At 57.3% G+C, this 25251-nt stretch carries 24 protein-coding genes; 4 read left to right on the forward strand and 20 right to left on the reverse strand.

The genetic code is table 11. From position 1 onward, the window contains the following. Positions 1–415: 415 nt before the first annotated feature. The 5 genes from ACLQMU_RS05140 to ACLQMU_RS05160 are packed head-to-tail and all read right to left on the reverse strand — an operon-like array spanning position 416 to position 3940. Positions 416–1528, reverse strand: coding sequence for a glutamate-cysteine ligase family protein (locus ACLQMU_RS05140; protein WP_424040236.1), 1113 nt, complete (start codon positions 1526–1528; stop codon positions 416–418). Beyond that, a complete protein-coding gene (locus ACLQMU_RS05145) occupies positions 1525–2019 on the reverse strand; it encodes a YkgJ family cysteine cluster protein (protein ID WP_424040237.1) in 495 nt (164 codons plus the stop codon). Before ACLQMU_RS05145 ends, ACLQMU_RS05140 begins: the two co-directional genes overlap by 4 nt. A gap of 6 nt (positions 2020–2025) precedes the next feature. Continuing rightward, positions 2026–2898, reverse strand: coding sequence for an ATP-grasp domain-containing protein (locus ACLQMU_RS05150; RefSeq protein WP_443673587.1), 873 nt, complete (start codon positions 2896–2898; stop codon positions 2026–2028). Then, the gene (locus ACLQMU_RS05155) at positions 2895–3701 is read right to left on the reverse strand and encodes a hypothetical protein (protein ID WP_424040239.1); all 807 of its coding nucleotides are present in this window, start codon (positions 3699–3701) and stop codon (positions 2895–2897) included. The genes ACLQMU_RS05150 and ACLQMU_RS05155 overlap by 4 nt, the downstream gene beginning before the upstream one ends. Next, positions 3701–3940, reverse strand: coding sequence for a hypothetical protein (locus ACLQMU_RS05160; RefSeq protein ID WP_422149181.1), 240 nt, complete (start codon positions 3938–3940; stop codon positions 3701–3703). The genes ACLQMU_RS05155 and ACLQMU_RS05160 overlap by 1 nt, the downstream gene beginning before the upstream one ends. 282 nt (positions 3941–4222) lie before the next feature. Here ACLQMU_RS05160 and ACLQMU_RS05165 point away from each other — a divergent pair, with 282 nt between their 5' ends. Further along, the gene (locus tag ACLQMU_RS05165; protein ID WP_422149180.1) at positions 4223–4777 is read left to right on the forward strand and encodes a CBS domain-containing protein; all 555 of its coding nucleotides are present in this window, start codon (positions 4223–4225) and stop codon (positions 4775–4777) included. A gap of 294 nt (positions 4778–5071) precedes the next feature. Here ACLQMU_RS05165 and tpiA read toward each other — a convergent pair whose 3' ends face one another. From tpiA to ACLQMU_RS05180, 3 genes are all read right to left on the reverse strand, one after another. Then, positions 5072–5740, reverse strand: a complete 669-nt coding sequence (gene tpiA, locus ACLQMU_RS05170; protein WP_422149179.1) for a triose-phosphate isomerase — start codon at positions 5738–5740, stop codon at positions 5072–5074. Between the two features lie 64 nt (positions 5741–5804). Further along, positions 5805–8471: a DUF3656 domain-containing U32 family peptidase gene (locus ACLQMU_RS05175; protein ID WP_424040243.1), complete on the reverse strand. Its 2667-nt coding sequence runs from the start codon at positions 8469–8471 to the stop codon at positions 5805–5807. Positions 8472–8478: 7 nt separating this feature from the next. Beyond that, positions 8479–9021 carry a hypothetical protein gene (locus ACLQMU_RS05180; protein WP_424040244.1) on the reverse strand — a complete coding sequence of 181 codons (543 nt, stop codon included), beginning with the start codon at positions 9019–9021 and terminating at the stop codon, positions 8479–8481. A 115-nt stretch (positions 9022–9136) separates the two neighbouring features. Between ACLQMU_RS05180 and ACLQMU_RS05185 the strand changes: the two genes are divergently transcribed. Both ACLQMU_RS05185 and ACLQMU_RS05190 read left to right on the forward strand, forming a co-directional pair. After that, complete coding sequence (locus ACLQMU_RS05185) at positions 9137–9766, forward strand: type I 3-dehydroquinate dehydratase (protein WP_443673588.1); 630 nt, start codon at positions 9137–9139, stop codon at positions 9764–9766. 242 nt (positions 9767–10008) lie between these two features. Continuing rightward, entirely contained in the window at positions 10009–11481 is a 1473-nt protein-coding gene (locus tag ACLQMU_RS05190; protein ID WP_424039169.1) for a carotenoid oxygenase family protein, read from the forward strand. A gap of 817 nt (positions 11482–12298) precedes the next feature. Here the strand turns inward: ACLQMU_RS05190 and aroC are convergent. The 12 genes from aroC to ACLQMU_RS05250 all read right to left on the reverse strand — a co-directional run bounded on the left by aroC (position 12299) and on the right by ACLQMU_RS05250 (position 24293). Beyond that, the gene (aroC, locus tag ACLQMU_RS05195; protein ID WP_424039541.1) at positions 12299–13285 is read right to left on the reverse strand and encodes a chorismate synthase; all 987 of its coding nucleotides are present in this window, start codon (positions 13283–13285) and stop codon (positions 12299–12301) included. Next, on the reverse strand, positions 13282–14670 hold the full coding sequence (gene aroE / locus ACLQMU_RS05200) for a shikimate dehydrogenase (protein WP_424039543.1): 1389 nt from the start codon (positions 14668–14670) through the stop codon (positions 13282–13284). The genes aroC and aroE overlap by 4 nt, the downstream gene beginning before the upstream one ends. Beyond that, positions 14667–15932, reverse strand: a complete 1266-nt coding sequence (gene aroA, locus ACLQMU_RS05205) for a 3-phosphoshikimate 1-carboxyvinyltransferase (RefSeq protein WP_424039545.1) — start codon at positions 15930–15932, stop codon at positions 14667–14669. The genes aroE and aroA overlap by 4 nt, the downstream gene beginning before the upstream one ends. Then, positions 15929–16720 (reverse strand): prephenate dehydratase, encoded by a 792-nt coding sequence (locus tag ACLQMU_RS05210; RefSeq protein WP_424039546.1) that lies wholly within the window; start codon positions 16718–16720, stop codon positions 15929–15931. The genes aroA and ACLQMU_RS05210 overlap by 4 nt, the downstream gene beginning before the upstream one ends. Beyond that, positions 16717–17541 carry a prephenate dehydrogenase/arogenate dehydrogenase family protein gene (locus ACLQMU_RS05215; RefSeq protein WP_424039548.1) on the reverse strand — a complete coding sequence of 275 codons (825 nt, stop codon included), beginning with the start codon at positions 17539–17541 and terminating at the stop codon, positions 16717–16719. The genes ACLQMU_RS05210 and ACLQMU_RS05215 overlap by 4 nt, the downstream gene beginning before the upstream one ends. 2 nt (positions 17542–17543) lie before the next feature. After that, on the reverse strand, positions 17544–18533 hold the full coding sequence (locus ACLQMU_RS05220) for a 3-dehydroquinate synthase II (protein ID WP_424039550.1): 990 nt from the start codon (positions 18531–18533) through the stop codon (positions 17544–17546). 1 nt (position 18534) lies between these two features. Beyond that, the gene (locus ACLQMU_RS05225; RefSeq protein ID WP_422149374.1) at positions 18535–19317 is read right to left on the reverse strand and encodes a 2-amino-3,7-dideoxy-D-threo-hept-6-ulosonate synthase; all 783 of its coding nucleotides are present in this window, start codon (positions 19315–19317) and stop codon (positions 18535–18537) included. A 10-nt stretch (positions 19318–19327) separates the two neighbouring features. Further along, positions 19328–20119, reverse strand: a complete 792-nt coding sequence (locus ACLQMU_RS05230; protein ID WP_422149375.1) for a 2-amino-3,7-dideoxy-D-threo-hept-6-ulosonate synthase — start codon at positions 20117–20119, stop codon at positions 19328–19330. 303 nt (positions 20120–20422) lie between these two features. After that, positions 20423–21121, reverse strand: a complete 699-nt coding sequence (locus ACLQMU_RS05235; protein ID WP_422149376.1) for a hypothetical protein — start codon at positions 21119–21121, stop codon at positions 20423–20425. Positions 21122–21159: 38 nt separating this feature from the next. After that, entirely contained in the window at positions 21160–22131 is a 972-nt protein-coding gene (locus tag ACLQMU_RS05240) for a ComEC/Rec2 family competence protein (protein WP_443673589.1), read from the reverse strand. Then, positions 22131–23006: a hypothetical protein gene (locus ACLQMU_RS05245; protein ID WP_443673590.1), complete on the reverse strand. Its 876-nt coding sequence runs from the start codon at positions 23004–23006 to the stop codon at positions 22131–22133. The genes ACLQMU_RS05240 and ACLQMU_RS05245 overlap by 1 nt, the downstream gene beginning before the upstream one ends. Positions 23007–23843: 837 nt before the next feature. Further along, positions 23844–24293, reverse strand: a complete 450-nt coding sequence (locus tag ACLQMU_RS05250; RefSeq protein ID WP_443673591.1) for a winged helix-turn-helix transcriptional regulator — start codon at positions 24291–24293, stop codon at positions 23844–23846. Between the two features lie 113 nt (positions 24294–24406). Here ACLQMU_RS05250 and ACLQMU_RS05255 point away from each other — a divergent pair, with 113 nt between their 5' ends. Continuing rightward, positions 24407–25078 carry an MBL fold metallo-hydrolase gene (locus ACLQMU_RS05255; protein ID WP_443673592.1) on the forward strand — a complete coding sequence of 224 codons (672 nt, stop codon included), beginning with the start codon at positions 24407–24409 and terminating at the stop codon, positions 25076–25078. Positions 25079–25251: the final 173 nt, after the last annotated feature.

A 25251-nucleotide genomic window follows, 5' to 3' on the forward strand; every position in this document is an offset into this window, starting at 1 on the left:
TGGGGAATGGGAAATATAAATTATCATTTACCGGCCGTAGACCCCCCCCAAGACTTTTCTGACCTTATGGTTCCGATTGATGCACATTCCTGTTAGTCATGTGTACGATGCGGGCACTTTGCCCGGATGGATATAACCCGGCCCGCCTCCCCCTAGATTCCATGGGAAAATCGTTGGAGGATCATGAAGAGCTCGTTACCTCTCCATCAGATACGATGAACGCCGCCGCCCCCGGAGGGGCGCCCCCACGGCGGATCAATGACTATAAAACTACGTAAAAAAACTTTCCTGCCCCGCCGTGCCTCGGACAGACCACGAGGCGAATTGAGCCCTCCCAACATTTTCTGATACCGATTTCCATGGTCCCGGTGCGAACCCGGTTGGTTTATGTCGTTTTCTCCAGAACCAAAAAAACTCACTTCACCCCGTACGGCGTGTTCACCCGCAGGCAGTGCGCCATGTCGGCTAGGATCGGCCCGATTGCATTTTCCGAACGGTACCGTTCCGCTATCTGCTCAGCGAGGCTGCCGTTCGCGATCCGGCTTTCGATGACCGGCAGGTACTGCCGCTCTTCTGCGGTCGCTGCCTGCCATGCACGGCGGTAGAGCGTTTCAAGCTCCGGCCCAAGGCCGGCCGTACCTTTCTCTATCGCTGTTTCCGTGAGTGCGAGGAGTGCATCCTGGTCGCTCTCGACCGGGAGCGCCATGCACCGCAGGAGTGCTGTCACCAGTGCCGCGACCGCCATATCGGAGCGGATGCATTCCTGTTCGTCCGGGGCCTTGATCTCGAGGCAGCCCCGGGAGAAACGGATGATGAGCCCGCTCGAATTGAGCCATTCCTCGCAGAGAATCCCTGCGTCCCGTGCCCGGAGTGCTGAGAAGATCTGCTCCTGTGCCTCGCGGTACTCCGCGACCGACCTGATCCGCGCCGGTATGATACCGTTGCAGATCTGCGGAATCTCCTTCTGGTTCTCCCGGTAATAGATGAGCCGGTTGTCCATTTTCCCGGTCAGGCGTCCTTCCACCATGGGCGAGGATGCCGTGAGCGCGATGAGGTACGGGAGCAGGGTACGGATCCGGTTGTACTGCATGAGCAGGTTTTTTTCTCCCGCGTACGAAAGGTTGACCTGGAGCGCCTGGATGTTGAGCCAGCCGTGCTGCCGGATATTGAACAGCCGGTCGTAGGCCTCGTAATACTCCCCCTCGTCGTGGTCCCAGACCGCTGTCCGGCCGGGCGCCAGGGTGGGGTGCATCCCGAGGCCGAGCAGGTGGTACTGGCCGGGAAAGACCTGGTAGAATTTCCTGATCCCCTGCGTGAGCATGGATTCGAGTTCCGCAGGACCTGATGCCGGGGCACGCGGGATGAATTCAAGCACGGTCTTCTGGAGTTCCTTTCCCAGTTTGACATCCCCAAAGAGGATCTCGCTTTCAAAACTCCCGCAGATCGATTTGAGGATCTGGTCGGAGACGGGAAGCGCCGTGAAATGTGTGTCGTTAATCGAATATTCGTGTTCTGTTCCGATCGTCATACGTACCGGGGTCCCCGGGAAATTTCAGCAACCAGATCCGTATCAGGCTCGTCGATCCGGTTGATTGCATCAATCTCCGCATCCGTGAGGTGTGCGACAAGATTTGTGATATTCTGTATGGCCAGGTCGAACTGCTGCCCGTACGCCTCGGGCACCTCTTTTAAGAGCGGGACAATAGGGCAGATAGACGCATGTTTTAAGAAGATCCGGATTTTATCGTCCGTCACCTCGAAGGTAAACGGCCCTGCCCGGCAGGTCTCGGGTTTTATCGCATGGATCAGGCACATGCTGTCCTTCATGAGGATGCAGGTGTGGTCGGGATGTGTCCGGAGCCGCCGGTATCCGTTGGTCTCAAACGCAGCCGGGGATACTCCCGCTGCAGTCAGTCTCTTGTGGCAGTTTGTGGATATGGGGGGATGTGCGTCGTCGCAGCAGTGCCCCCCGCAGTTCATACAGATAGCTTCGGCACGAAGCGGCCAGTTTTCCGTCAAAGGTCATCACGCTGCAAAAAGGTGGTTGACGATCCGTTCGTAGATCCGGGGGTAGCATGCATCCTCGCCGCTCTCGAGCGACGGGTTGTCGTTGACCTCGATCACGCAGGCATCGCCATTGTTGTTCTTGATATCCACGCCATACAGCCCGTTTCCGATGGCATCTGCCGCATCGATCCCGAGCTGGATGACATGGGGCGGGACTGCGCTCTCGGGCATGCTCTCCACACCGCAGTACACGATATGGCCGTTTACCGATGCCTGGATCTTGAAGGTCACCGAGGGGATCGTGTACTTGCAGGCGTACAGGAGTTGTCCGCCAAGCACGCCGACCCGCCAGTCGTACGTGCTCTCCACGAACTGCTGGACGACGATCCAGTCGGACATCTTGATGAACCTTCTGGCGACCCGGAAGAAACCCGCGATATCCATGACTTTTTCGACCCGGAGCGAGAACGATGTCGAAGGCTCCTTGATAATGAGCGGTGTCCCCAGCGTATCGAAGAGCTGCGAGACCCGTTCGACACAGAGATCGTTTTTCGAGAGAAAGATGGTCTTCGGGAGCGCGACGTTCTTTCTGATGAGGTGGGAGTACATGTTGATCTTGTCGCCGCAGACCTGGATGGAATCCGCGTCGTCAATAACCGGGATACCGTGGAAATCCGCCATCCGGGCGGCAACGTACGTGATGTTCATCGGGTCGGTCCGGGCCCGGATAAAGAGCGCATCCATTTTCGGGATCTTGTTGATGTCCACCGGGAAGAGAAATTCCGCATTGTGTCCCATACTCTCGGCAACGTCCCGGCAGTGGATCAGGGCGTTGAGCTGTTCTGAGTTGGAGAGCGTTTTCCGGTCGACAAAAATCCCAAGCCTGCTCATAGGAACTCCTGGTGATCCCGGTATGCGGCAAGGAGTGAACGCTCCCCGTCGGAGAGGTGAGTGTAGCGCGCAGGCGACAGGGACGAGAGGGTAATCTCTATTCCGGTCTTTACAAAGACCATGCTCACGAGGGGGATGGAAAAGAGTTCGTAGATTTTCTCCGCATACCCGGCGATCGCCATGCAGCTCCCCGTGGTCCGGCCAAAGACCGCCGTGCAGGTCTGGATGGTTGCGCCATCACCGAGTTTCTGGTAGCAGAACGGGTACTTGCCCTTGTTCGTTATGTGCTTGATGACGTCCTTTGCCTGCTCGTTGTCCTGCACGACAAAGAAGTCGGACGCGGTGGCAAAGTAGTTGAGCCCGTAGAGGATTGCCGGCAGCGGGACATAGGCCTGCGAGATGCCCCAGGGAACAACCGGGATGCCGGCATGTTTTGCCCGTTCAAGGCAGACCGGTACCACGAAGGCGTCGAGAACGGCACGGCTGGACGGGTGGATATCATCGCCTGCCAGTTCGTGTGCGAGGATGGTGTAGTAGGCCTCGGTCTTGTACGAGTAATCCTCCGCGATGACATGATACGCATGGTTCCGCATGACGATAGCAAGTGAATCCCGGGTCATCACCGGCTCCTTTTTTGGCACGAGATGCACCTGGATTGCGTGGCTGCTTCCTGACGCAGTCCGTGCCGCCACCCTCCGGTTCATCCCGGGCCGGGCAAGCGGGTTTGCCGGGCCGGACGGGACGCTGCGCTCTGCAAAAAGCCCGTTGCCGGGCCCCGGGGGGTCACCCCACCTATCGTTCATCAGCAGATCAGCTCGCTTTTCAGTCCCGGGGATATCTCCCGGGGGCCGGCGGTTCCCGGTACCTGTCCGCCCCATGAAAGGGGATTTCGGGCGCACAGAACGAGCCGGCTGGAAGCCGGATGCATAAACTCACGCGCCGCAACCGGATAACGGGTGCTGCGCTTCGATACAAAAAAAGGGGACAACAATAACCGTTTGTCCTCTTCATCATCGTCGTCGTTGCTGACACTTGCGGTCATGTTCAACACTAATCCGGCACAACGTCTGGATTACACTATCATCCTCTATATGAGCCGGGCTTTAAAAGAATGTTGCCCGTTACCGGATTCGTGACAGACGTGGCGCGTATGCAGGACCGGGACCGGGAAGAGGCCCGGGGGTCAAACCGCGCATAGTCCTGGGTACATGTATCACCCGGTTCGGCCGCGGCCGGGACCGGTACTCAGGTTTTTGTACATCCATAAGCCCTTTTTACCGCCAGCATAAAGTTGATATTTTTCTATCACTATGAGTAATTGCACATGCACATACCCAGCCCCGAAGAGCTCCGAGCCCGCCGCGAAGCGCTGGGGCTCAGGCAGACCGAGACCGCAAAGAGGGCAGGGATCAGCCAGTCCATGGTGGCCCGCATCGAAGCGGGCAGCGTCGATCCCCGGGTCAGCACCTTAAACAAGATCATCGCGGTGTTCAACAATGCCGAACCCCGGAAAATTACCGCCGGCCAGATTATGCACACGCCGGTGCTCTCCGTATCTCCCCAGGCAAGCATCTCCCAGGCGGTCGAGATCTTTGAAAAGAACAACATCTCCCAGCTGCCCGTGACAGAGCGCGGTGCGCCGGTCGGGTGCATCTCCGAATCAGTGATCGTAAAAGCGATCGAGCAGCAGCGCCTCCACCACACGCACCAGTTCATGGTAAAAGACTTCATGGAGCCCGGTTTTCCCACCGTCCCCCCGGATATGGACGTCGAGACCGTGGTAAATATCCTCCAGCAGAACCACGCAGTGCTCGTGACCGAAGGAAGGATTGTCCGGGGCGTGATCACCAAGCACGACCTGATCACCCTCATCGTCTGAATGTACCGTACTTGATCCCTCGGATGCCACACTGGCCGGTCATCATTCCTCCTCTGAACCAGTCAAAATAAAAGCCCCGGCCAGACCGAAATGTTTATCTGGGATTATAAAAGAGGATTTCATGTTGTGGTTGATGCCACACCAGAGGTATAGTTCATGGCAGATGAAAAAACGTCAAACGAGATCAGCAGTGCAAAGGTTATCGGGATCGGTGTGGTACTTTTTATTATTATTATCGCAATCTGGTACCTCTTCCTCAAATAAGCCCTGCACGAAAAACTGGTTTTTCTTTTTTTAGAGTTTTGAGACAAGATCCCGGAGCACGGCGACCGGATCCGGGGCTTTGACCACGCTTGAGGCGAGGAGTACCCCGTCCGTCCCGAGATCCACGGCGATTTTCACGCATTCGCCGCACTGGATACCGGCGCCCGTGAGGACTTTTACCTTCGGGTTCACCGCATGGACGGCCGCGACCGACCGCCGGATAATGTCAGGGTTTGCCTTCGAGACCGAGACCCCGCTCCCGATAAGCTCCGGGGGTTCGATGGCTACGTACTCCGGGCCGAGCGCTGCGGCACCGGCGCTTGTGATCTCGTTGTTGGAACAGACCACCGCGGTGAGCTGGTGCGACTGGAGTGCCCGTACCGATGCTTCGATATCCGCAAGGGTCAGGCGCCGCTCGGAATGGTTGACAAGCGACCCCGCTGCCCCGGCCAGTTTGAGCACGTCGGCAGTGACCTGGCCGGTATGGGCACCGGGCTCAGCTCCGTCGACATGCTGGGCGTAGACCGGGATGGCAAAGTGGTGGCAGAGCGGGTGGAGGTCGATGTATCCCGGCGCGACGCCTATCACGGCCCCGCTCTCGCGTGCAACCAGCTGTGCGGCAGTGGCGATCTGGCGGGCACGGTTTCCCATGCCCTCTTTGTACGTCTTGAGATTCACCAGGATCAGGGGCGGCGTCATCGTATCTCATTCCTCGTGCATGAGGTGTTTGCCCCCGGTTCCATTCAACCTTTCGCTCCCGGGATTATTCATCCTTTAACCCCCGGGCGTAGTGGCCGGCGGTAATCCCCCCAAGTGCCATCGCTTTTATCCGGTCTTTGAGAGCAGCATAATCGCGGGCCGTGCTGCCGGGGTGCCGGGTGGCGATCCCGACTGCTTCGCGGTAGATCCGCACCATCCCCTCCGCGTAGGCTGCCGGACGCCCCCGGGCATCGATCACGATCATATCCACACGGTTCCTGAGAAGGTCCGGCACCGCGTCGACAAGGCAGGTCTCGGATGCGTTGAGGATTCGGGTCCGGCACGCCCCATCGGTGATGACCGGGAAGGTCCGCCCGGTTTCGTCCCGGATCCCGTGCCAGCGTCCCGTGGTACAGGGCCCGGTACCCTTCCGGCACTGGCCGGACACGGAGAGCAGGCAGTCTTCGGTCACCATGGCATCGAGGTTTCCCTGCACGAACACCGCCAGTTCCGGCCGCGGTCCCGTTAACCGTGCTGCACGGACGAGCACGGCGATCCCGGTCGCGGATAATTCCGGGGAGAGCGTAAGTATGCCGAAAGGCAGGCGGGCTAACACGCGGACGGTCTCTGCATTAAAGATGTTCAGGCCCCATGACCCGGCGAGGTCAAGACCCGGTGCCGCACTCACCACGGCGACCGCAGTGCCGGGGTTTTCCACCATGCACATGCCAAGCCCTGCTGCGTGAAGGCGGGGCAGGAGCGATCGGACTGCTTCAATTTCCGCCTGCCGGGTGATGCGGGGCAGTTTCCAGACGAGGCGGGCGTTGTGCGCCCGGCAGGTATCGAGCGCAATTTGGCACTCCGAGACCCTTCGGGAAGTTTCCGCTTCAGGATCCGCCTCATCCGGATCGGGAAAGCCGCACGGTTCAAAGCAGATCGTCTGTGCCCCGGCACGGGCACCGGCCTCCACGGATTCGAGGCTGTCGGCGTACAGGCAGATCCCCATAGTCCTGCCGGGAGACGGCAGGGTTTTTGAGGATGGGGAAGGTCCCGTCGCGGGATACTGTGCGATGAAACCGGCGAGACGCTGTTGTGCCGCCATAAGGTCCTCAGACGCGGGCCGGGAAGCGGCGACCAGTCCCTCTTCGGCCCGCGCAAAAAATTCCCGTCGTGCCCGGTTGATTTCGCTTGCCGGGCTAAAGAGGCCGCCGGCATAGTCGAGAGTGAGATGCGCCACGGCAAATGGCGTTCCCCCGGTCTTTTCGAGCTGTGCCGCCAGCTGTTCGCGGGTAAGCGGGCGGGAGCGGGCCGGTACGAGGCAGAGGTCGCCGGCTTTTTTGACGGCAACCGGATCTTTTCCGGGGGGATAGAGCGTCCCGGCAAGCGTGAGGAGCCCGTCGGGAGAGACCGCAGCCACGATATCGGCCGGGACCGGGTGGTGCAGACCGGGCATTCCCTGCCGGGAGATCTGCCGGGCGCGTGCGGCGAGATCCACGGACGCCGTAAGAAAGACCCGCGCCCCCTCCTGCACCGGATGGGGCACGGCAAGGACGATCCCTTCCTTCTTTACGACAGGTTCGCTGTTAAGTGCGTACCCCCATGCCGCTGACGGGTGATCCGGATGGGAAAAAAGGAGCCCGTCCCCGGGGTGCAGGGTGACCGGCTCGACCGGGCGGACGGTCGCGGTCCCTTTCGGACGATCGTACCGGGAGACGGTCCCGATGCAGACGCCCCGGTTGTCCGGCCGGTCCCTCGCCATGAGCTTCCCGCCGCGGTCGCCAAAAAGGTAGCCCCGGGTAAATCCCCGGTTGAAGGCGAGCATGAGGTCGCGGACCGCCGGTCCATCCGGAACAAAGCTGCCCCGGGCAGCCGCATCGAGGGCGCGCCGGTACGTGGAGACGACAATCGCCACGTACTCCGGCGACTTCATCCTGCCCTCGATCTTCAGCGATGCGACCGTAGCGTCTGCGAGCCGGGGGATCTCGCGGTACGTGCAGAGGTCTTTTGGCGAGAGGAGGTACTGGTCCGGTAACGGCACGTCGCGCTGGCCGGTCGGCCGGCCATACCGGTCCACTGCAGCCTCGACAAGGGTATATTTCTTCCGGCACGGCTGGGCGCACATGCCCCGGTTCCCGCTCCGGCCCCCGATCACGGATGAGAGCAGGCACTGGCCGGAGTAGCTGTAGCAGAGTGCCCCGTGGGCGAAGACTTCGAGGCCGACCCCGGTATCTGCGGTTGCCCGTGCGATCGCCTCCACCTCTCCAAGGGAGAGCTCGCGGGCGAGCACCACCCGGGAGAAGCCCTGCGCGTGCGCCCACCGCACGCCATCCGCGTTGTGGATGGTGAGCTGGGTCGAGGCATGGAGCGTGAGGCCGGGCACAATCGTTTGTGCGAGCGCTGCGACGCCGGGGTCCTGCACGAGCATGGCATCGACTCCCATCGCGTACAGCCGGACAAGGTACTCTGCGACGCCGGGCAGTTCCCTGTCGTGGACGAGCGTATTGACCGTCACGTACACCCGCACTCCCCGGGCATGGGCATACGTGATCGCTTCTTCAATCTCTTCTTCGGAAAAATTCTGCGCGAACTTCCGGGCGCCAAACCGCTTCCCGCTCAGGTAGACTGCATCGGCGCCGGCGGCGACCGCGGCAAAGAACGCCTCCATGGAGCCGGCTGGTGCGAGCAGCTCGGGGATCTTCTTTTTTTCCGGGGATCGTGTGCTGGTGTCCATGGCTGCCTCAGAGCAGGGGGAGGAAATAGTGAATGAACCCGAGGGTGGCAAGGGTGGTGGCCACCGCGGCGACGCAGTACCCGGCCATCGTGATCGCAAAGGACCGCCACTTGTGCCAGCCGAAAAGCCACGAGGCCGGGGCGCAGAGGTACACGCCGATAATAATCTCGGCGGGGAAGAGTCCGTAGATCCCGTACCGGTCAAATATCCGCGAGCGCGTTACCATGCCATGGGTCCATGCGAGGAAACGGGCCACACGCCCCGACGCCGTCCCGATCGTGTCAAGGAGGCCGAAGAGGCCAAGGAAGATCCCGGCCTCGATGCTTGTCGCCGCCGGCACGACATAGTTCACGGGAAGGCCAAGGCCGATCCCGATGGGAATTGAGCCGTACTCGATAACAAATGCGCTCGCAACGAGCGCTCCGGCAGCGGCAGGGGAGAGACCGAGTGCGTACGCCCCGCCGAGTGGCAGGACCAGTGCGAGCGTGACGCACCAGCCCAGCGCCCCTAAGGCAGGCCGGAGCGTTGCCTTGACTGCCGCAGGTTCCATATCCAGCGGAGAGTTTCAACCCGGAAAGGGATAAACCGGTATCCTTTAAAAAAACGGTAAAAAAATCCCCGGCCGGGCGCATCTTTTTGTGGCCCGGCGGCAAACCGTCAGGTACATGCAGATCGTCGCTTCCCTCACCGATCCCGCACAGGCCGCTGCCGCACAGGCGCAGGGAGCGGATATCATCGAGCTCCGCTTCGACCTGATGGCAGGCGATCCGGTGGAACTGGTGCGCCGGTGCAGGAATGTATGTGCGCTGCCGGTCATTGCCACGCTCCGTTCGGCACAGGAGGGCGGGCGGTACTTCGGGAGCCCGGCAGAGTGGGCAGAGAAGATCGCGCCGGTCATCCCGCTCGTGGATTATGTCGATGTCGAGCAGCAGTTTGCCCGGGAGGCCGGCCCGGTAAAAACGGCGGGAAAAACGATCATCGCCTCTCACCATTCTGCGCAGATGATGCCATTGCACGTTTTATTTATGCTCGAGCAGGAACTCCGGTCGTACGGCGATATTCCCAAGATCATCGTTACCCCGGGAAACGAGGACGACCTCATCGATCTCTTCGCATTTACGCGTGCGGCAAAAAAACCGATCTGCACCGGGGTCATGGGGGCATCGTTCCGGTATGCACGGGCGGTCCTCCCGCTCTTTGGCTCGGAGTTCGTGTACTGCCATACCGGTGTACCGACGGCTGAAGGGCAGTACTCGGTCGAAGAGTTTGTGGCGCTGAGGAAACTGCTCTTATGAATATTTTTTCTGAATTTCTGAACGAGTGTTAGTAAATTCCATCTGATAAAAAACAGATTTTGGAGTCAGGACAATAAAAATGATGAGGCTATCAAGATATCGGCAGTTCTGAATTTTAACACTCCGGAGAAGAGCGCCACCCTGCCAAAGACCTGACAGAACCGAACCTCATTTACTAATATCCGGTCATCAATTGGGTAACATCGAAACTATTATCAGTTTCATGGGAATCAGGATAATTCATGGACAAAGGAACCGGCAGTGTCTCGTATCGCGAAAGTCTGACCCGGGCTGGCGGCTTATTTGCGTCAGTGATGCAGGAAACCGGGCCGATACCGCTTCAAATACGGGGGAAGATCCCCGGATGGCTCAAGGGAGAATTCCTGCGGAACGGTCCGGCCCGGTTCTGTGCCGGTACCAGCCTCATGAACCACTGGTTCGATGGTTATGCACTCCTGCACCGATTCAGAATACACGATGGTGGTGAGGTTTCATACCGGAACCGGTTCCTCGAAAGCGAAGACTTCTGCAGGGACCAGGCCGCGGGAAGAGTGATGGGGCAGCAGTGGGGAACCCTCCCGGGCCCCAGGGACTCTGTGCTGACAAAATTTTTCAGCACCTTCCGGCAAACGACTCCTGACAATACGAATGTTAATATCTTACGGGCGGGAACGAGGATGTTTGCACTGTCGGATTTTTCGACCATGGTCGAATTCGACCCGGAAACGCTCGCGACCAAGGGGAAGTTAGGCTTTGCCGATAGATTCGGCCCGAAGTTTATGCTGAGCGCTGCGCACCCGTCGATCGACCCGGAGACCGGCGAGATCTTCAACGTGATTGAGCCTCCCGGACGAAGAGGAAAAGTCTACGTATACCGGTTACAGAACGGCAGTCCGAAGCGCGAAGTACTCTGCAGCATTAACATCCCCCGCCCGGTCTACTTCCACAGCCTCGCCCTGACAAGAAATTATGTCATCGTGATCGAACAGCCGTTGCAGCTTGATGTGCTTGGACTCATCTTCGCCCGGCTTTACAACAGGCCGTTTGCAGAAAACCTTCACTGGGAGCCGGGAACGGGTAACCGCTACCATATCTGCGACCGGCGGACCGGGCAGGTGCAGACCATTACCGGTCCGGCATTCTTTTTCTTCCATACCGTAAATGCGTTCCAGCCGGACGATCAGACTATCGTAATCGATCTCTGTCGTTTTGACGATTTCTCAATCAACCGCTCCTTTTACCTTGACAGCCTTGGCAAACAAGGCCTCGATGCAAGGGAAACCAGCCGCTTAACCCGGGTCACGCTCGATCTCGCCAGGAGGACTGCAGGTGAACGCCGTCTCACTGAATGTCCCCTCGACCTCCCACGGTTCAACATGCGCTATTCCTTTTGCGAGTACAGGTATGTCTATGGCGCCGGGCTCCTCCACGAAAAACAAAATCCATTTGTGAACCAGCTGGTGAAAGCCGATCTTACAACCGGAAATGCAGACACATGGTCCCGGGAAGGCTGTTACCCGTCGGAACCCATGTTTGTCGAGCGCCCCGGTGCTGCCGCTGAAGACGATGGTGTCGTGCTCAGTATGGTATCAGAACCGGGCGCGGGATTGACCCGTCTCCTCGTGCTGGACGCCGGAAACCTGGAGGAGATCGCCGAAGCGGAGATTCCCGCATACATCCCTCCAGGCCTTCACGGGCAATTTTATTCCGCATAGGCTGCAAGGGAGTTCCAAAGGGAATATTCTCCCTATTTTGGTTCTGTTAAACGGTTGGCAGGTGCGTTATTCGCTCACCATGCAATATATTCGGAATAATGGTCTGAGACAATTTTGTCGTCGAAGATGCCTGCAGGAAATGTTCACTTCAGGAGTGGCAATGATTTTAAAAGGGATTAGGTGCCGAAGACTTTACAGAACCCTTCAGCTCCAAAGAGTTCAAAAAACGGCGCCCACGCTACCGGGCGCGTAATCTCATCATCATACCTCTTGTTCAATTCCATTATTTTCAGGACAGGATGGCATGGGAGTTAAGAGAACTAATTATCGTGCCAATATAATCGGAGAGCTACACGAAAATCTCTCTTTTTCATTGTAGTGGCGTGGCAGGGAACTTTCAAACCTCTGGATTTTTTGTCGTTCCTTTCATATGAAATAAAAGGAATCCCAAAGGAGTCTGACAGGCTGACGGATCTTCGCAGGAAAAATTCAACAAAATATGAATTTTTCGACGTAATGAAGTGGAGAAATTATGGTACTGTAGAAAACCTGTTTTAAAAATTATGCGCCCCCCCCCTTACGCCAGCCCTGCCCCCGATGGGGGCGGGGGCGTATGCGATGCCTCTGTATTACCTGTGTCGGGTGCAGACATAAGTACAGGTAATACAGCGCTATCGCGAAGAGGGGGGATGCCACAAGCGTGCGGGGGCGAAAGGCCAGCCGGAGACCTAAAAGAGCGTTCTTACTCATCCCATTCAGGTTTTCTACAGAGCAGAAATTATCATAAGTCCCGAGAATTTATCAGCACCAGAAAAAGTTACCGGTATTTCTCCTGCTCCAGCGCCGCATCGGCAAGCACGAGTGCGAGCATGGCTTCTGCCACCGGGAGGATCCGGGGCACGATGCAGGGATCGTGACGGCCGCCTACGGTGATCTCCACCGCGTTCCCATGTATGTCCCTTGTCTGCTGGACCTTTGCGATGGAGGGCGTGGGTTTGACCGCGATGCGCACGACGATCTCCTGCCCTGAGGAGATCCCGCCGAGGATGCCGCCCGCGTGGTTGCTTGTAAATCCGGTCGCGGTCATCGGGTCGTTGTTCTCGCTCCCGAACCTCCCGGCGACCGCAAACCCGTCGCCGATCTCGACGCCTTTTACCGCACCAATTCCCATCATGGCGCCCGCGATCGCTGCGTCGAGCTTCCCAAAGACCGGGTCGCCAAGCCCTGCCGGGCAGCCGGTCGCCGCGATCTCCGCGATCCCGCCCACGGAGTCTCCGGCCGCCTTCGCCGCGAGGATCTCTGCTTCGATCTCCGGCAGTGCGGTTTTGCCATGCACGGACACGATCCGGCCGGTGACCGCAATCCCTCTCGCCGCAAGGTATTTCAGCGCCACGGCCCCGGCAGCGACCCGGCCGACCGTCTCCCTGCCCGAGCTCCGGCCGCCGCCCCGGTAATCCCGGCACCCATACTTTTCCTGGTACGTGTAATCCGCGTGGCCGGGCCGGAACATATCCCGTAATACCTCGTAATCTTCAGAGTGCACGTCCCGGTTCCTCACGAGCAGGGCGACGGGCGCGCCGGTCGTTCTTCCCTCGAACACGCCCGAGAGGATCTCCACCGCATCAGCCTCGCTTCGCGCTGACGTGAGGGGGGATGTGCCCGGCCGGCGCCGGTCGAGCAGCGGCTGGATATCTGCCGCTGATAGTTCAAGCTGTGCCGGGCACCCGTCGATAACGGCGCCAACCGCCGGGCCGTGGCTCTCGCCAAACGTCGTGACCGCAAAATTCCTGCCAAAGGTGTTCATGCCAGTATCTCCTGTATGACTGTATCGGGCACGTCTATCCCGAAGAAGAGCCGGAACTGCTCCCGTGCCTGCTGGATAAAGATCTCCGTCCCGGTAACCGTTTCGCACCCGGCTTTTCGTGCGGCTGCAATGAGAGGGGTGACCGGCGGGGTATACACAAGATCACATACGGTCATCTCCTTTTTCAGCTGATCGTCCCGCAGCGGGCTTCGTCTGTCCGGCTGCATGCCAAGCGAGGTCGCGTTCACGACAAGGTCCGGGTCGATCCTGCCAAATTCATCCCATCCGCCCCACCGACAGCCGGATTGTTCCGCGAGCGCCTGCGCTTTCGCCGGCGTCCGGTTCAGGATCGTGACCTCCATGTCGAGATCCACGAGCGCGTATGCTGCTGCCGCCGCGACCCCCCCGGCGCCGAGCAGCACCGCACGGGCCCCGGCGTGACCGGCCAGGGGTTTTCGTATGCCCAGCCAGTCCGTGTTGTAGCCGCGTGCAGACCCGCAGGCAAAGACGACCGTGTTTGCCGCGCCGACCTGCCGGGCCGCGTCATCGATCTCGTCGAGGTGCGCCATCACGTCCCGTTTGAAGGGGATGGTCACCGAGAGCCCTTTTGCGTCGATATCGCGGGCAACCCGGAGGATCGTTTCGATCGAAGGGTCCTCGAACCGGGTGTAATGGCAGTTCAGGTGGTACCGGTCGAAGAGCCGGTTGAAGAGCAGGGGGCTCCTGCTGTGGCCGCACGGGTAACCGGCGACGCCAAGGAACCGGGTCTGCACATCGCAGCCGGGGCCGAAAAGCCGGGATGCGAGATCTTCAAGTTCGGGAGCCGGGAGAGGGCCGGCCGCAAACCACCGGTATGCGGCCTCCCGCTTCGGGGCGGGGACCGTGCCCTTTTTGAGGAGTGACAGGATGCGGTCCGCGGCCTCTCCTGTCGATGTCCGGCTCGTGTCCACGCAGAAGTCTTCAGCAGCGGCATACTGGCTCCGCCGGTGTGCGATCATTTCCCTGATCTCGTCTGCCGATGAAAGGGACGTGAGTGGCGGCCGCGGGGCACGGGCGAGACGGCGTTCAATCGTCGCGATGTCTGCGGTCAGCAGCACGCACACGCTTCCGGCCCGGAGGTGCTCCATGTTGACCGGATCCATCACGGCGCCACCCCCGGTGCCGATGACGCAGTCGCGGAGGGGGAGCCCTGCGATCGCGTCGCGTTCCCGTTCCCGGAACCGCTCCTCGCCGTCTTCGCGGAAGATGCCGGGGATCGTCCGGCCGCTTTGTTGTTCGATGAGGGAATCCGTATCAAGGAACGATACGCCAAGCCGCCGTGCGAGGACGGTGCCGATCCCGGTCTTTCCGGTCCCCCGGTAGCCGAAAAGCACAACCCGCCTCATTCCATCACTCCCGCGAGCGTGTCCCAGAACCCGGGGAAAGACTTGTTTACGCATTCCGCACCGGTGATCGAAACCCCGCCGATCCCGAGGCCGAGGACGGCAAAGCTCATCGCGATCCGGTGGTCGTTTGCCGGGTCGATAGTGCCGCCATGGAGCGGGGCCGGCTGGATGACGATCCGGTCGCTGCCGGTATTTGCGACCCCGCCAAGCTGCCGGAGGCGTCTCACGGTGCCTGCGAGCCGGTCGCTCTCCTTGAATTTCAGGTGGCCGATGCCGGTGATCACGGTGGGGGTCTTTGCCATCGCTGCGACCATGCAGAGCGTCTGGACGGTGTCGGGTGCCGACGACATGTCGATCGTGATCCCGGAGAGAGGGCCTTCGTGCGTGACCGTTATCCCATCATGGGCGCGGGTCACCCGGCAGCCCATCTTCTGCAGTGCATCCGGGAAGAGCCGGTCTCCCTGTACTGACGCCGGGTTGAGGCCGGTCACCGTCACCCTGCCCCCGCAGATCGCCGCGAGCGCAAAGAAGTACGATGCCGACGAGTAGTCCCCTTCGATCACATACGTGTGGCCGGTATAATGATCCTGGTTGCTGACCTCGAACCGCCGGTATCCTTCGCGCCGGATCACTGCACCGAAATCGGTCATGACACCGGCGGTGATATCGAGGTAGGACTGCGACGCGGGAGTGCCCGAAACCGAAAGCGTGACCCCGCGCTTCGCATAGGGGGCTGCCATCAGGATCGAGGAGATGAACTGGCTGCTCGCCGACCCGTCTATCGTGGCATTCCCGCCTTCCAGCCGGCCCCCGATGGTAACGGGAGGAAAACCCGGTTCCTGCCCGAAGACGATCCTTCCCCCGAGGGCGACCAGCGCATCGGCAAGCGGCCCGACGGGCCGTTCCTGCATCCGGCCGCTGCCGGTGAGGGTGACCGGGTGATCGGAGAGGAGCGCTATTGAAGCGAGCAGGCGCAGGGAAGTGCCGGAGTTGTCTAGGTCGATCACCGTGCCTGGCGGGCAGGAAAATGCCCCGTCACAGCCTTCGATGGTCACGCTATGGGCATCGGCTTTTACCGGGACGCCGAGCCGGCGGAGCGCGGTGATCGTGAGGTTCGTGTCGTCCGATGCGAGCGGGTGGAGGATCGTGCTCGTGCCCCGGGCGAGCGCTCCTGCGATGAGGGCCCGGTGAGTGAAGCTCTTGGACGGCGGGGCGGCAACGGTGAGGTCGATGCCGTGCCGCTGGGGGAGGGTAACGTTCATGGCGGTACCCCTATGGTCGGGTAGCAGCCCAGCCTGCGGATCGTGGTTATCCCTTCGAGCTCGCGGAGCGCCTCGTCCGTGCACCCGCTGACGGCATAGTCGAGGAAGAAGACGTATTTTCCCATGCCGCGCTTTGACGGCCTTGATTCGATCCGGGTGAGGTTGATGCGCCTTCGTGCAAAAACGCCGAGCAGGTCGTAGAGCAGCCCGGCCCGGTCGGTGTCGGGGTCGATGAGGATGCTGCACTTGCCGGCCCGGCAGTCCGGGCCTGGGTTTTTTGCAATCCGGACAAACCGGGTCGTGTTCCCCGGGTTGTTCTCGACATGTTCGACGATCACCGGGATGTGGTAGATCGCGGCGGCAGAGACCGAGAGGATCGCCCCGGCGTTCGGGGTTTTTTTTGCCTCGATGGCGCTCGACGCGTTGCTGCTCGTGTGGATCACCGGCACCTTCCACTGCTCGATCCACCCGCTGCACTGCTCGTGGGTCTGCGGGTGGGCATAGATCACCCGGATTGAATCGAGCGGCACGAGCGAGGCGAGATTGTGGTGGATCGGCAGGTACATCTCCGCGGTGATCGAGAGGGGGTACTGTGTCAGGCCGTCGAGGGTTTCGCCCACGCCTCCCGCCTCGGAGTTCTCAATAGGTACGATCCCGTCGCCGTTACCGGCCGCCACGCCCGCAAAGATCGAATGGATGGTCGGTTCAAGGACGACCGGGTCGCACCCGAGCCTGAGCGCGAGCTCGTGGGAGAAGGTCCCTTCGGGGCCGAGCGTGATGACCGTCATTTCTTCACCATGCATTCGATCAGGGTATCGGTGAGTTCCTGCCCCCGCCCGCAGTAAGCGCCAAGGTGCCGGGTGTCGCGGGAAAAGAATTCCGCGAATGCCCCGGGATCGCCGGATTTTACGATGTCCGAGAGCTCGCCGGCGGCCGACCGGCATGCGGCGAGCACGTCAGGCACAAACGGGTTGAGTTCGAGGATATCGGCATAGAGCGCCGGGTCCTGCGAGAGGAGCCGGCCCACGAGCGAGAGTTCGATCTGGTAGACAGGGCTCGTGAACGCTTCGGTCTTTTTTATGTCCACGCCCAGCCTGCGGATGGAATCGGCCATGCAGATCGTGACAAAGTGCGTGAGCCCCTGCACGACCGCCATCATCCGGTCGTGCTCCTCCGGTGTCGTGACCGTGCAGACCGCGCCTTCGCGGACAAAGATCCCTGTCAGGGCGTCCCGCACCGCGTCGGTCGCGCGGGCCGGGCACACCACGATGGTCTGACCCCGGATCGACGAGACTGTCGGCCCGAACATCGGGTGGAGCCCGATCACCGCGGCCTTGGACCGGAGCATGGCAGCGACCGGCCCGGTCTTGAGCGAGGTGAAATCGCAGAGCAGCTGGTCCTCCCGCAGGAACGGCGCAATTTCGCCGATGACCCGGACCGTATCCCGGATGGGGACCGAGACGACGACGAGGTCGCAGGTCCCTGCCAGCTGTTCGTTCGTGAGTGCGGTCGAGCGGCCCGAGACGAGTACGTCGTAGCCGGCCCGCTCAAAGACCGGGGCAAAAAGCCTGCCCATCTTCCCGGTTCCGCCGATGATGCCTGCCTTCATGCTCACTTCTCGCGGATCGTCTCTTTGACGGCCATGCCAAAATGCCTGCCGCCTTCCAGCGAACACCCGAGGATCTTATCCCCTGCGGCAAGATTCACGACCGAGATCGCGCTCCCGTCGGGGGCGACGAGCCGGATCGTCTCGGCGTTCTGGAGGATCAGGCTTGCTTTTGCCCCTCCTTCGGCTTGTGCCTCCACGAGAAGGAGCGGCCGGCGCTCAATCTTGGTCCGGCCCACGATCGCTGACCGGCCGGCGCCCTTGTGGTCGGACACGAGCACCTGGCCCCCGATGACAAGATCCGAGAGGTACGCGGTCTTCCCGTCCGGGAGCAGGATGTACGCGTGCACCGCACCGGCGTTCACCCGGAACGGGCGGGGTGCGACGTAGGGGTTTTCGAGCGTCTCGGCGTGCACGAGGAGCATGGCTGAGGAGGTGTTGCCCATCAGCATGCCGTCGCCGTCGGCGAGCATCGAGCAGGTGTCCACACAGACCCGGTCGCCCATGCCCACCGGCCGGATCCTCGTCACGGTGAACGGCACGAGGCTGACCGTGCCGGCCTGGCTTTTTATGAGCGCCGCGACCGCTTTTACCGCGGACGGGTCGGTAGTCTTCAACAGGATCCCCCAGACGCCTTTTTCCAGGACATGCAGCGCGAGCTCTGCCTCGTGTGCATCCTTCACGGCCGCAACGATCCGGTCCGACTGGGCGACAAGGTTTTCGAGCGGGATGACCGTCCAGTCGCTCGTGGTGACGATCACGATCCGGGTCTTCCCTTTTTCTGCCGCCTCGTTCTCGCTCGCCTTGTCCGTGATCGTGCACTCGATCACATCTTTCCCGAAAACGAGGTCGCCATCCGGTGCGACGGTCGTGATCCGCCCGAGCCTTTTTACGTCCGCTGCCCGGTCGGCCACGATCGCATCCGCACCGCTCTCGATGGCAGTCGTCGCGATATCCTTGTTCCACGGGCGGCAGTCCACCCAGAACTGCTTCATGTTACGGCTGCTCCAGCGCCTTTGCCGGGTCGACCTTGTTGTGCACGACCCGGCAGATGGCATGGACAAACGCCCGGGTATTGTCGCGCTGGAAGGCGTTCCTTCCCATGCATACGCCCGCCCCGCCTGCCGCGACCGAGTCCCGGATCATCTCGAGGGATTCAAGGTCGCTGCACTTCTCGCCGCCGGCGACAAAGACCGGCACCGAGCAGGCTTTGGTGATCCGGGTGAATGCCTCGGGGCTGCCCGGGTAACTGGTCTTGATCATGTCGGCGCCGAGCTCTTCGGCGACCCGGACGCACTGCCCGATGGTCTGGGGGGATGCCGGGTCGATGCCCTTTCCCCTCGGGTAGATCATGACAAGGAGCGGCATGCCCCAGCGGTTGCAGTCCCGGACGATCTTTGCGCCGGCTTCGAGCATCTTCGATTCGTTCGGGGCGCCGAGGTTGATGTGGATGGAGACCGCGTCGGCCCCGAGCGCGATTGCCTCTTCCACGGAGCAGACGAGCACCTTGTCGTTCGGGTCCGGGTTGAGCGAGGTGCTGCCCGAGAGGTGCACGATGAGCCCGATGTCCCGGCCGTGCCGCCGGTGTCCCCTTTTCACCATGCCCTTGTGGAGGACGATCGCGTTTGCCCCGCCCTCGCTCACGTCCGTAATGACTTTCGTCATATCCAGCAGGCCGTCGATCTGGCCCATGGAAAAACCGTGGTCCATGGGAATGATCACGGCTCTTCCCGTGTTCCTGTCCATGATCCGTTCGATCCTGATCTCCTTTCCAATCATTTCTGCCACCTTACCCGTTGAGGACTTTGAGCGCCTCATCGACGCTCTTGTTCTGGTGCACGATGCAGGCCGCCGCCCGGACGAACTTGTCCGGCATCCGGTGCTGGAAGGCGTTCCGGCCGATCGAGATCCCTGCCGCACCGCCCGCCATCGCGCCTTCTATTAATTCCAATGTTGTGCGGTCATCCGTCTTTGAACCTCCGGCGACCACGACCGGCACGGGACATCCCCTCGTCACTTCGCGGAAGGATTCCGGGTCACCGGTGTACACGGTCTTTACGATATCCGCCCCGAGCTCGGCTGCCACCCGTGCGGCGAGCTTCACCTGCTCGACATCGTTCTCCTTCTTGATGTTCTTTCCCCTCGGGTACATCATCGCAAGGAGCGGCATCCCCCACTCCATGCACTCGACTGCCACCTGCCCGAGATCGGAGAGCATCCGGGCCTCGGACTCGGCCCCGATGTTCACGTGCATCGAGACCGCGTCGGCGCCCATCTTCAGCGCATTGGTCACCGAGTTCACGAGCACCTTCTCGTTCGGGTCCGGCCCAAGCGAGGTGGAGGCCGACAGGTGAAGGATGAGGCCGATGTCCCTGCCTCCCTGCCGGTGGCCGTAGAGGGCGAGCCCCACGTGGCCGATCACGGCATTGGCCCCGCCGTCCGCGATCAGGTTCACGGTCTGGCCCATATCGATCAGGCCCGGGATCGGCCCGTCCGAGACCCCGTGATCCATCGGTACGATGATCGTTTTCTTCGTATTGCGGTTCATGATTCTTTCCAGACGAATTTCCTTTCCTCTCATAGTAACAACAACATCCTCCCCCTGCATTCACACAAATACCTGGCGTGCAAACCAAGGGGCTTGATCAATACCAGAAATAATACCGGTAATAAAAGCCAAAAAAGCCAAAGAAGCGGGACCCTGCGGTCTCTGCATTCAAGAGCGGTTCAGAAACGATTTCACTGATGCAACGGGCGGGTGAACTAGTGGAGATAAAGACGTTCACGGGCAAAAAAACCCTCATGAATGCTGTGGCACTCGTCCTGCATACTTACTGGTTGGAGCTTGCGGTATATAATTGTGTGTGCTAAGGTGTAGCATGGTTTACGCAAAACTCCAAAACAAGCCTTTGATATAATATTCTCCTCGTTGTTTTGCTTGATAAAGAAAAATTCCAGTCAATAAAAAATTCAATGCAGCAATTGCCATTATTTTTAGATTCAAATCTGTTACATGGATAATCATAGAAATAACATCCATAACTCCAAGAATTAAGAAGAGCATTGCGAGATTTCGGAAAAATGAGTGAAAAATATTTTGTAATTGTGCCTTCTCCCCCTTTGTAGAATCAGAGGATTTTGCATCAACAATGCGATAAATTGTTTGAGATAGAGTTGTTGCGGCTTCCATCTTTTTTTTGTCAACTATCACTTGAGGATCACGTAATATCTCAAGTTTTTCCTTGGGTATTTTCAGATCATTTTCCGCATATGCGAAATATCGATTAAATTCGATTTCATTGCATTTTTTGTAGGCCGTAATAAGGAAAAGTTCTGAAAAAAAATAACCTCCCCAGAACAATTGTTTGACCAATATCTCAATAGAATATTTCGATAGAAATTGTAGTAAGTGACCGGTAAGATAAGCGATAGCCAATAGCAGGACAGGATCAACAATTACATTGCCGGTAAGGATTAGTGATAGCCCGTTTGTGGAAAACGGGCCTAGGACAGATAATGCCCATAAAAAAACCAAGCCGGGAATTAAATTTGAGAGGGTATCATAATAACTAAATTTGTCCATCCCTAACCTTCCATTTATCAATAACAAATTGACATGATCTATTGCAGTTTTTCGATACAATTTCCGTCAGAATCAAACCGAATTCCAATATTACCCTTATCAGTCCGATAAATTGTGTCTTGAGTGGTTGTTTTGTAAGTTTTCATTGCATCCACGTTAGGATGACCATGAGGATTTCCTTTTCCGACAGATATTACTGTATGTTCAGGTTGAATTTGTTTCATTGCATCTTTATTCGCACCTTCATCAGATCCATGATGAGGAGCATGCAAAAGTGTCGTTTTTTCGATGCGATAGTATTTGCAGATTCGATCCAGCTGGTTATTGGTTGTGTCTCCCGCAAATAATGCTGAAGTTTTTCCGACATTAACTTGAACGACAAGTGATTCTTCATGAATATCTTCATTATTCCCCTGAACTGATGCAGATGGACCTAACGCCCGTATTTCTAATTTTCCGTCTTTAACAATCGGATCATTCGATGCCGTTGGCGTCCTTATCGTTGCACCATTTTTTTCAAGTTTATCTAAAGCTTTGACATACTCACGGTATGCTTCATAACTTTCAGGGTTTTCCTCACTTCTCTTTCTTTTATAATCTGTTGTCCAAACTTCTCCGACCTCAAAATTATCCGCAATATCTTTCGTCCCGCTCATATGATCCTGGTGAGGATGCGTAATAATAAGGTAATCAATTTTTTTGATTCCGGCATCTTTAAGATATTTTACAAGGTTTTCTGGAGAGTTGTCTACATTACAGTCGACAACCATGAGTTTCCCATTAGGTAGTCGAACGATTGTTGCATCACCTTGGCCAACATTAAGACAAACAATTCCCAGCTCTCCCGGTCGCGTTGTTGAAATCATTTGCCGGATTTTTTCATCATTATCGTTAACGGATCGTTTCCTATCAGGCATTTCGGGGATGTCCCCTATCGTTGTTTGACCATCCGGTGTATTCGCCAGCGAGGGATTTTTCCTAAATCGTTTATCTCCATATATTGTACCCATTATCCGTTCTCCAAAATTTTCAAGATTCTTCGATCAATACTCGATATTTCTGATACTTCATCAGAACATTCATCATTTGAGGCATCTGTAATCCATGCTGTTATCTCTTGAGTGTCACTTTGCTGCTCGACAAGTCTTCGAAGATAATTGAAATTTTGCATGACAATTCTTTTTGTAAAATCCCCTTTGAAAGCAGTCCAAGTGGCTCCCTGAATTACCCGATGTTTGAAAGTTTGCATATAATGACTATTCGTCGCAAATTTTTTTGCATAATGAAATCGTTGGAAAGTATGTCTACTGCCAACTCCGTAAATCATAAGATCAGGGACTTTTTCAGCCAAGGAACGGCCACAATCTACAATCAGATCTTTTGCATATGTCGGTGCATTGCATAAGCAATCACCGGCATGCAAGCAAAACTGACTTACTCCCAGTTCCCGTAGTTTATCGGAGTGAAAATCCATTTGAGCAAAATTACATCCTTTAATCAAACCAATAGGAGTGGAATCCGGGAATTGTCTCATCAATTCTGCAGTGAGTTCAAGGACAAGATCAATTTGATCCCGAGAATATTTTTTACAACTTGAGTAAGTAGGTCCATCTGGTGTAATATAGAACTCGGGTTGGAACTCCTCATTCAGATATCGATACGTATCAAGATTAATTCGTTCAAGAAGTGGATCTGGTATTATTGAAGAAAAGATGATTTGACTAGACGTATCAAGAAATTCACGTAACCCCCCACTATCCCGAATTTCGTGGATAACCCGTAGGTTAGGTTTTCCGTTCGTAAGGAGAAAATCTTCAATTTTTATAATGCATGACGGAAGATTTTGTGCTCTATCCGGATGGGTAATTTTTTCGTGTAATTTCAAGATGGGTATGATGGATTTATTTGGCATATATCCCTCAATTATGTCATACTGTACCTCGACATGCAAGAATGGTTAGGCTCGCACCATAATTTTTGTTTCATCAATAGATCTCATATCTTTCATAATATATATGGCAGGTACCGTGTGCTGTGAAAGTGTCAAATTAACACATTGACTTTGAAAGTTAGTTGGATCACCTCTCGGGCAGATTATGTATACAGTTATCTCGGTAATCGCTTCGCTGCCTGTGCTTCCCCTCGACCGCCATATCCCTCCCCGCTCGTTCGATGATACTAGCCCATCAGCTCCCCTTCTCATGACCGGCCCGGCCGCAAACTTCCTCCAATTCTCCCCAAAAGCACCTCCCCGCGAAACAACGGTTCAAACCGTGCAGAAAAAGTGCCGTTCGCGGACCGGGGGGGAGGGGGGTGATCCCCCTACCCCCCCGCCTCTTTTTTTCTAAGAGGGGATCACCCCCCCCACCCATGTGCCGGGCCAGGTGGGGGGTACCCCCCTCCCCCACCAGCGCCCGGACATGCGAACCGCCACATTCCGGGAAAATGCCGGAAGACCCGGTTCCCCGCCGGAGATTCCACGCGAAACGACGGCCTGGGTCGTGCAGAAAAAGTGCCGTTTGCGGACCTGGGGGGGAGGGGGGTGATCCCCCTACCCCCCCACCTCTTTTTTTCTAAGAGGGGATCACCCCCCCCACCCATGTGCCGGGCCCGGAGGGGGGTATCCCCCACGGTTCTAAAAAAAAGAGCGGGCTCGCGGGACGGCAACTTTCTAAAAGATCGGCACCGCCCGGCCACCGATTAGCCCTGGAAAATCCAGAGATTACTTATGGTGATTGCTTTGTCGTTTTATTTTTTTGTCGGCATCCTGAAGGATACCGTCGAGATCTTCGAGCAGCTGACTAAGTTTGGCGGAGTCTACGTCCACTGGCACGGACAACCCTTTACAGACCTCATTGGATTCAAGGTAGAGTATACTCCATGCGCCGAGAATATTCAAAACCGGAATCAGTTTTTCACCTGACTGTGTAAGCGAATATTCTACCTTCGCGGGAACCACCGGATAGACGGTCCTTGTAATAATACCGTCGTGCTCCATCTCACGGAGCTGTTTAACGAGCATCCTCTCGCTGATTGTCGGAAGCTTACGCGAGATCTCGCTAAACCGCCGGGTCCCGTCCATTAATGCAATAACGATCAGCAGTTTCCACTTCCCTCCGATCACATTGAGTGCAGCCTCAATCCATCGCCAATAATCCTTGTTCCTCGTCATCGATAGTCACTATATATTTTGTTAGCACAGGCCAAAATTGTTAGTATCCGCTATAAATTGACATACATGGGATCTTTGTAGTGAAGAAACAAAAAAAACGGAGTTGAAGGATTATGGAGATAGTACCGGGAATTCACCAGGTCGATGGAGTAAAGGGTAATTGTTTTATTATTGTTCGGGACGGATTGACACTTATCGACACGGGAATGCCCAAAAACAGCGTAAAAATAGTAAAATATATTCAGGATGTTCTTAAGCGGGAACCAGCAGAAATCAGAACGATCGTCCTCACACACTTTCATATTGATCACGTGGGCGACGCGAGCGATCTCAAAAAACTGAGCGGTGCGAAGGTAGCCATTCACATAGCAGATGCGGACTACGTTGCCGGCAGGAAACCCCAGCCTGCACCGGGAGGTGTTAAGGGAATGATCTTTAAAGTCCTCATCCCCCTGTTTTTCGGGTCAAAACCTGTTGAACCGGATATAACGCTCAACGACGGTGACACTATCGCCGGTCTCACCGTCATTCATACGCCGGGTCATACCCCGGGAAGTATCTGTCTTTTTGATCCGTCATCAAAAATTCTGTTTGTCGGGGATCTGTTGAGATTTACCGGCAGTAAAATCGAGACAGGACCGGCCGCATTAGACTCAGGTGAAGTACTACAATCGATCGATAAAATCGCCGCACGTGATGTTGATATCATGCTGCCAGGACATGGAATACCGCTCAGGCCCGATGCATCGGCGAAAGTCCGGGAATTCGCAAAGAAAAATACCTGAAAAAACGGATTTGTGGGAAAATGAAAAGGACGTTTGAGAATCCGGCAGTTGATCCCCGGTTATTCCCCTCGGGACAATTTTCCTTCAACCGCCGATTTATCAGAACCGCCACTGACAACCTGCCCGTAACATTTTATCGATATTTGATTTCCTCCCATTGAAAATGTAAAGAA

Source organism: Methanoregula sp., assembly GCF_052325125.1.
Classification (GTDB): domain Archaea; phylum Halobacteriota; class Methanomicrobia; order Methanomicrobiales; family Methanospirillaceae; genus Methanoregula.

Excerpts from the sequence above, each read along its gene's own strand:
- ACLQMU_RS05140 (WP_424040236.1), bottom strand. The coding sequence starts at position 1,528 with ATGACGATCGGAACAGAACACGAATATTCGATTAACGACACACATTTC.
- ACLQMU_RS05150 (WP_443673587.1), bottom strand. The coding sequence starts at position 2,898 with ATGAGCAGGCTTGGGATTTTTGTCGACCGGAAAACGCTCTCCAACTCA.
- ACLQMU_RS05155 (WP_424040239.1), bottom strand. The coding sequence starts at position 3,701 with ATGAACGATAGGTGGGGTGACCCCCCGGGGCCCGGCAACGGGCTTTTT.
- ACLQMU_RS05160 (WP_422149181.1), bottom strand. The coding sequence starts at position 3,940 with ATGACCGCAAGTGTCAGCAACGACGACGATGATGAAGAGGACAAACGG.
- ACLQMU_RS05165 (WP_422149180.1), top strand. The coding sequence starts at position 4,223 with ATGCACATACCCAGCCCCGAAGAGCTCCGAGCCCGCCGCGAAGCGCTG.
- tpiA (WP_422149179.1), bottom strand. The coding sequence starts at position 5,740 with ATGACGCCGCCCCTGATCCTGGTGAATCTCAAGACGTACAAAGAGGGC.
- ACLQMU_RS05175 (WP_424040243.1), bottom strand. The coding sequence starts at position 8,471 with ATGGACACCAGCACACGATCCCCGGAAAAAAAGAAGATCCCCGAGCTG.
- ACLQMU_RS05180 (WP_424040244.1), bottom strand. The coding sequence starts at position 9,021 with ATGGAACCTGCGGCAGTCAAGGCAACGCTCCGGCCTGCCTTAGGGGCG.
- ACLQMU_RS05185 (WP_443673588.1), top strand. The coding sequence starts at position 9,137 with ATGCAGATCGTCGCTTCCCTCACCGATCCCGCACAGGCCGCTGCCGCA.
- ACLQMU_RS05190 (WP_424039169.1), top strand. The coding sequence starts at position 10,009 with ATGGACAAAGGAACCGGCAGTGTCTCGTATCGCGAAAGTCTGACCCGG.
- aroC (WP_424039541.1), bottom strand. The coding sequence starts at position 13,285 with ATGAACACCTTTGGCAGGAATTTTGCGGTCACGACGTTTGGCGAGAGC.
- aroE (WP_424039543.1), bottom strand. The coding sequence starts at position 14,670 with ATGAGGCGGGTTGTGCTTTTCGGCTACCGGGGGACCGGAAAGACCGGG.
- aroA (WP_424039545.1), bottom strand. The coding sequence starts at position 15,932 with ATGAACGTTACCCTCCCCCAGCGGCACGGCATCGACCTCACCGTTGCC.
- ACLQMU_RS05210 (WP_424039546.1), bottom strand. The coding sequence starts at position 16,720 with ATGACGGTCATCACGCTCGGCCCCGAAGGGACCTTCTCCCACGAGCTC.
- ACLQMU_RS05215 (WP_424039548.1), bottom strand. The coding sequence starts at position 17,541 with ATGAAGGCAGGCATCATCGGCGGAACCGGGAAGATGGGCAGGCTTTTT.
- ACLQMU_RS05220 (WP_424039550.1), bottom strand. The coding sequence starts at position 18,533 with ATGAAGCAGTTCTGGGTGGACTGCCGCCCGTGGAACAAGGATATCGCG.
- ACLQMU_RS05225 (WP_422149374.1), bottom strand. The coding sequence starts at position 19,317 with ATGATTGGAAAGGAGATCAGGATCGAACGGATCATGGACAGGAACACG.
- ACLQMU_RS05230 (WP_422149375.1), bottom strand. The coding sequence starts at position 20,119 with ATGAGAGGAAAGGAAATTCGTCTGGAAAGAATCATGAACCGCAATACG.
- ACLQMU_RS05235 (WP_422149376.1), bottom strand. The coding sequence starts at position 21,121 with ATGGACAAATTTAGTTATTATGATACCCTCTCAAATTTAATTCCCGGC.
- ACLQMU_RS05240 (WP_443673589.1), bottom strand. The coding sequence starts at position 22,131 with ATGGGTACAATATATGGAGATAAACGATTTAGGAAAAATCCCTCGCTG.
- ACLQMU_RS05250 (WP_443673591.1), bottom strand. The coding sequence starts at position 24,293 with ATGACGAGGAACAAGGATTATTGGCGATGGATTGAGGCTGCACTCAAT.
- ACLQMU_RS05255 (WP_443673592.1), top strand. The coding sequence starts at position 24,407 with ATGGAGATAGTACCGGGAATTCACCAGGTCGATGGAGTAAAGGGTAAT.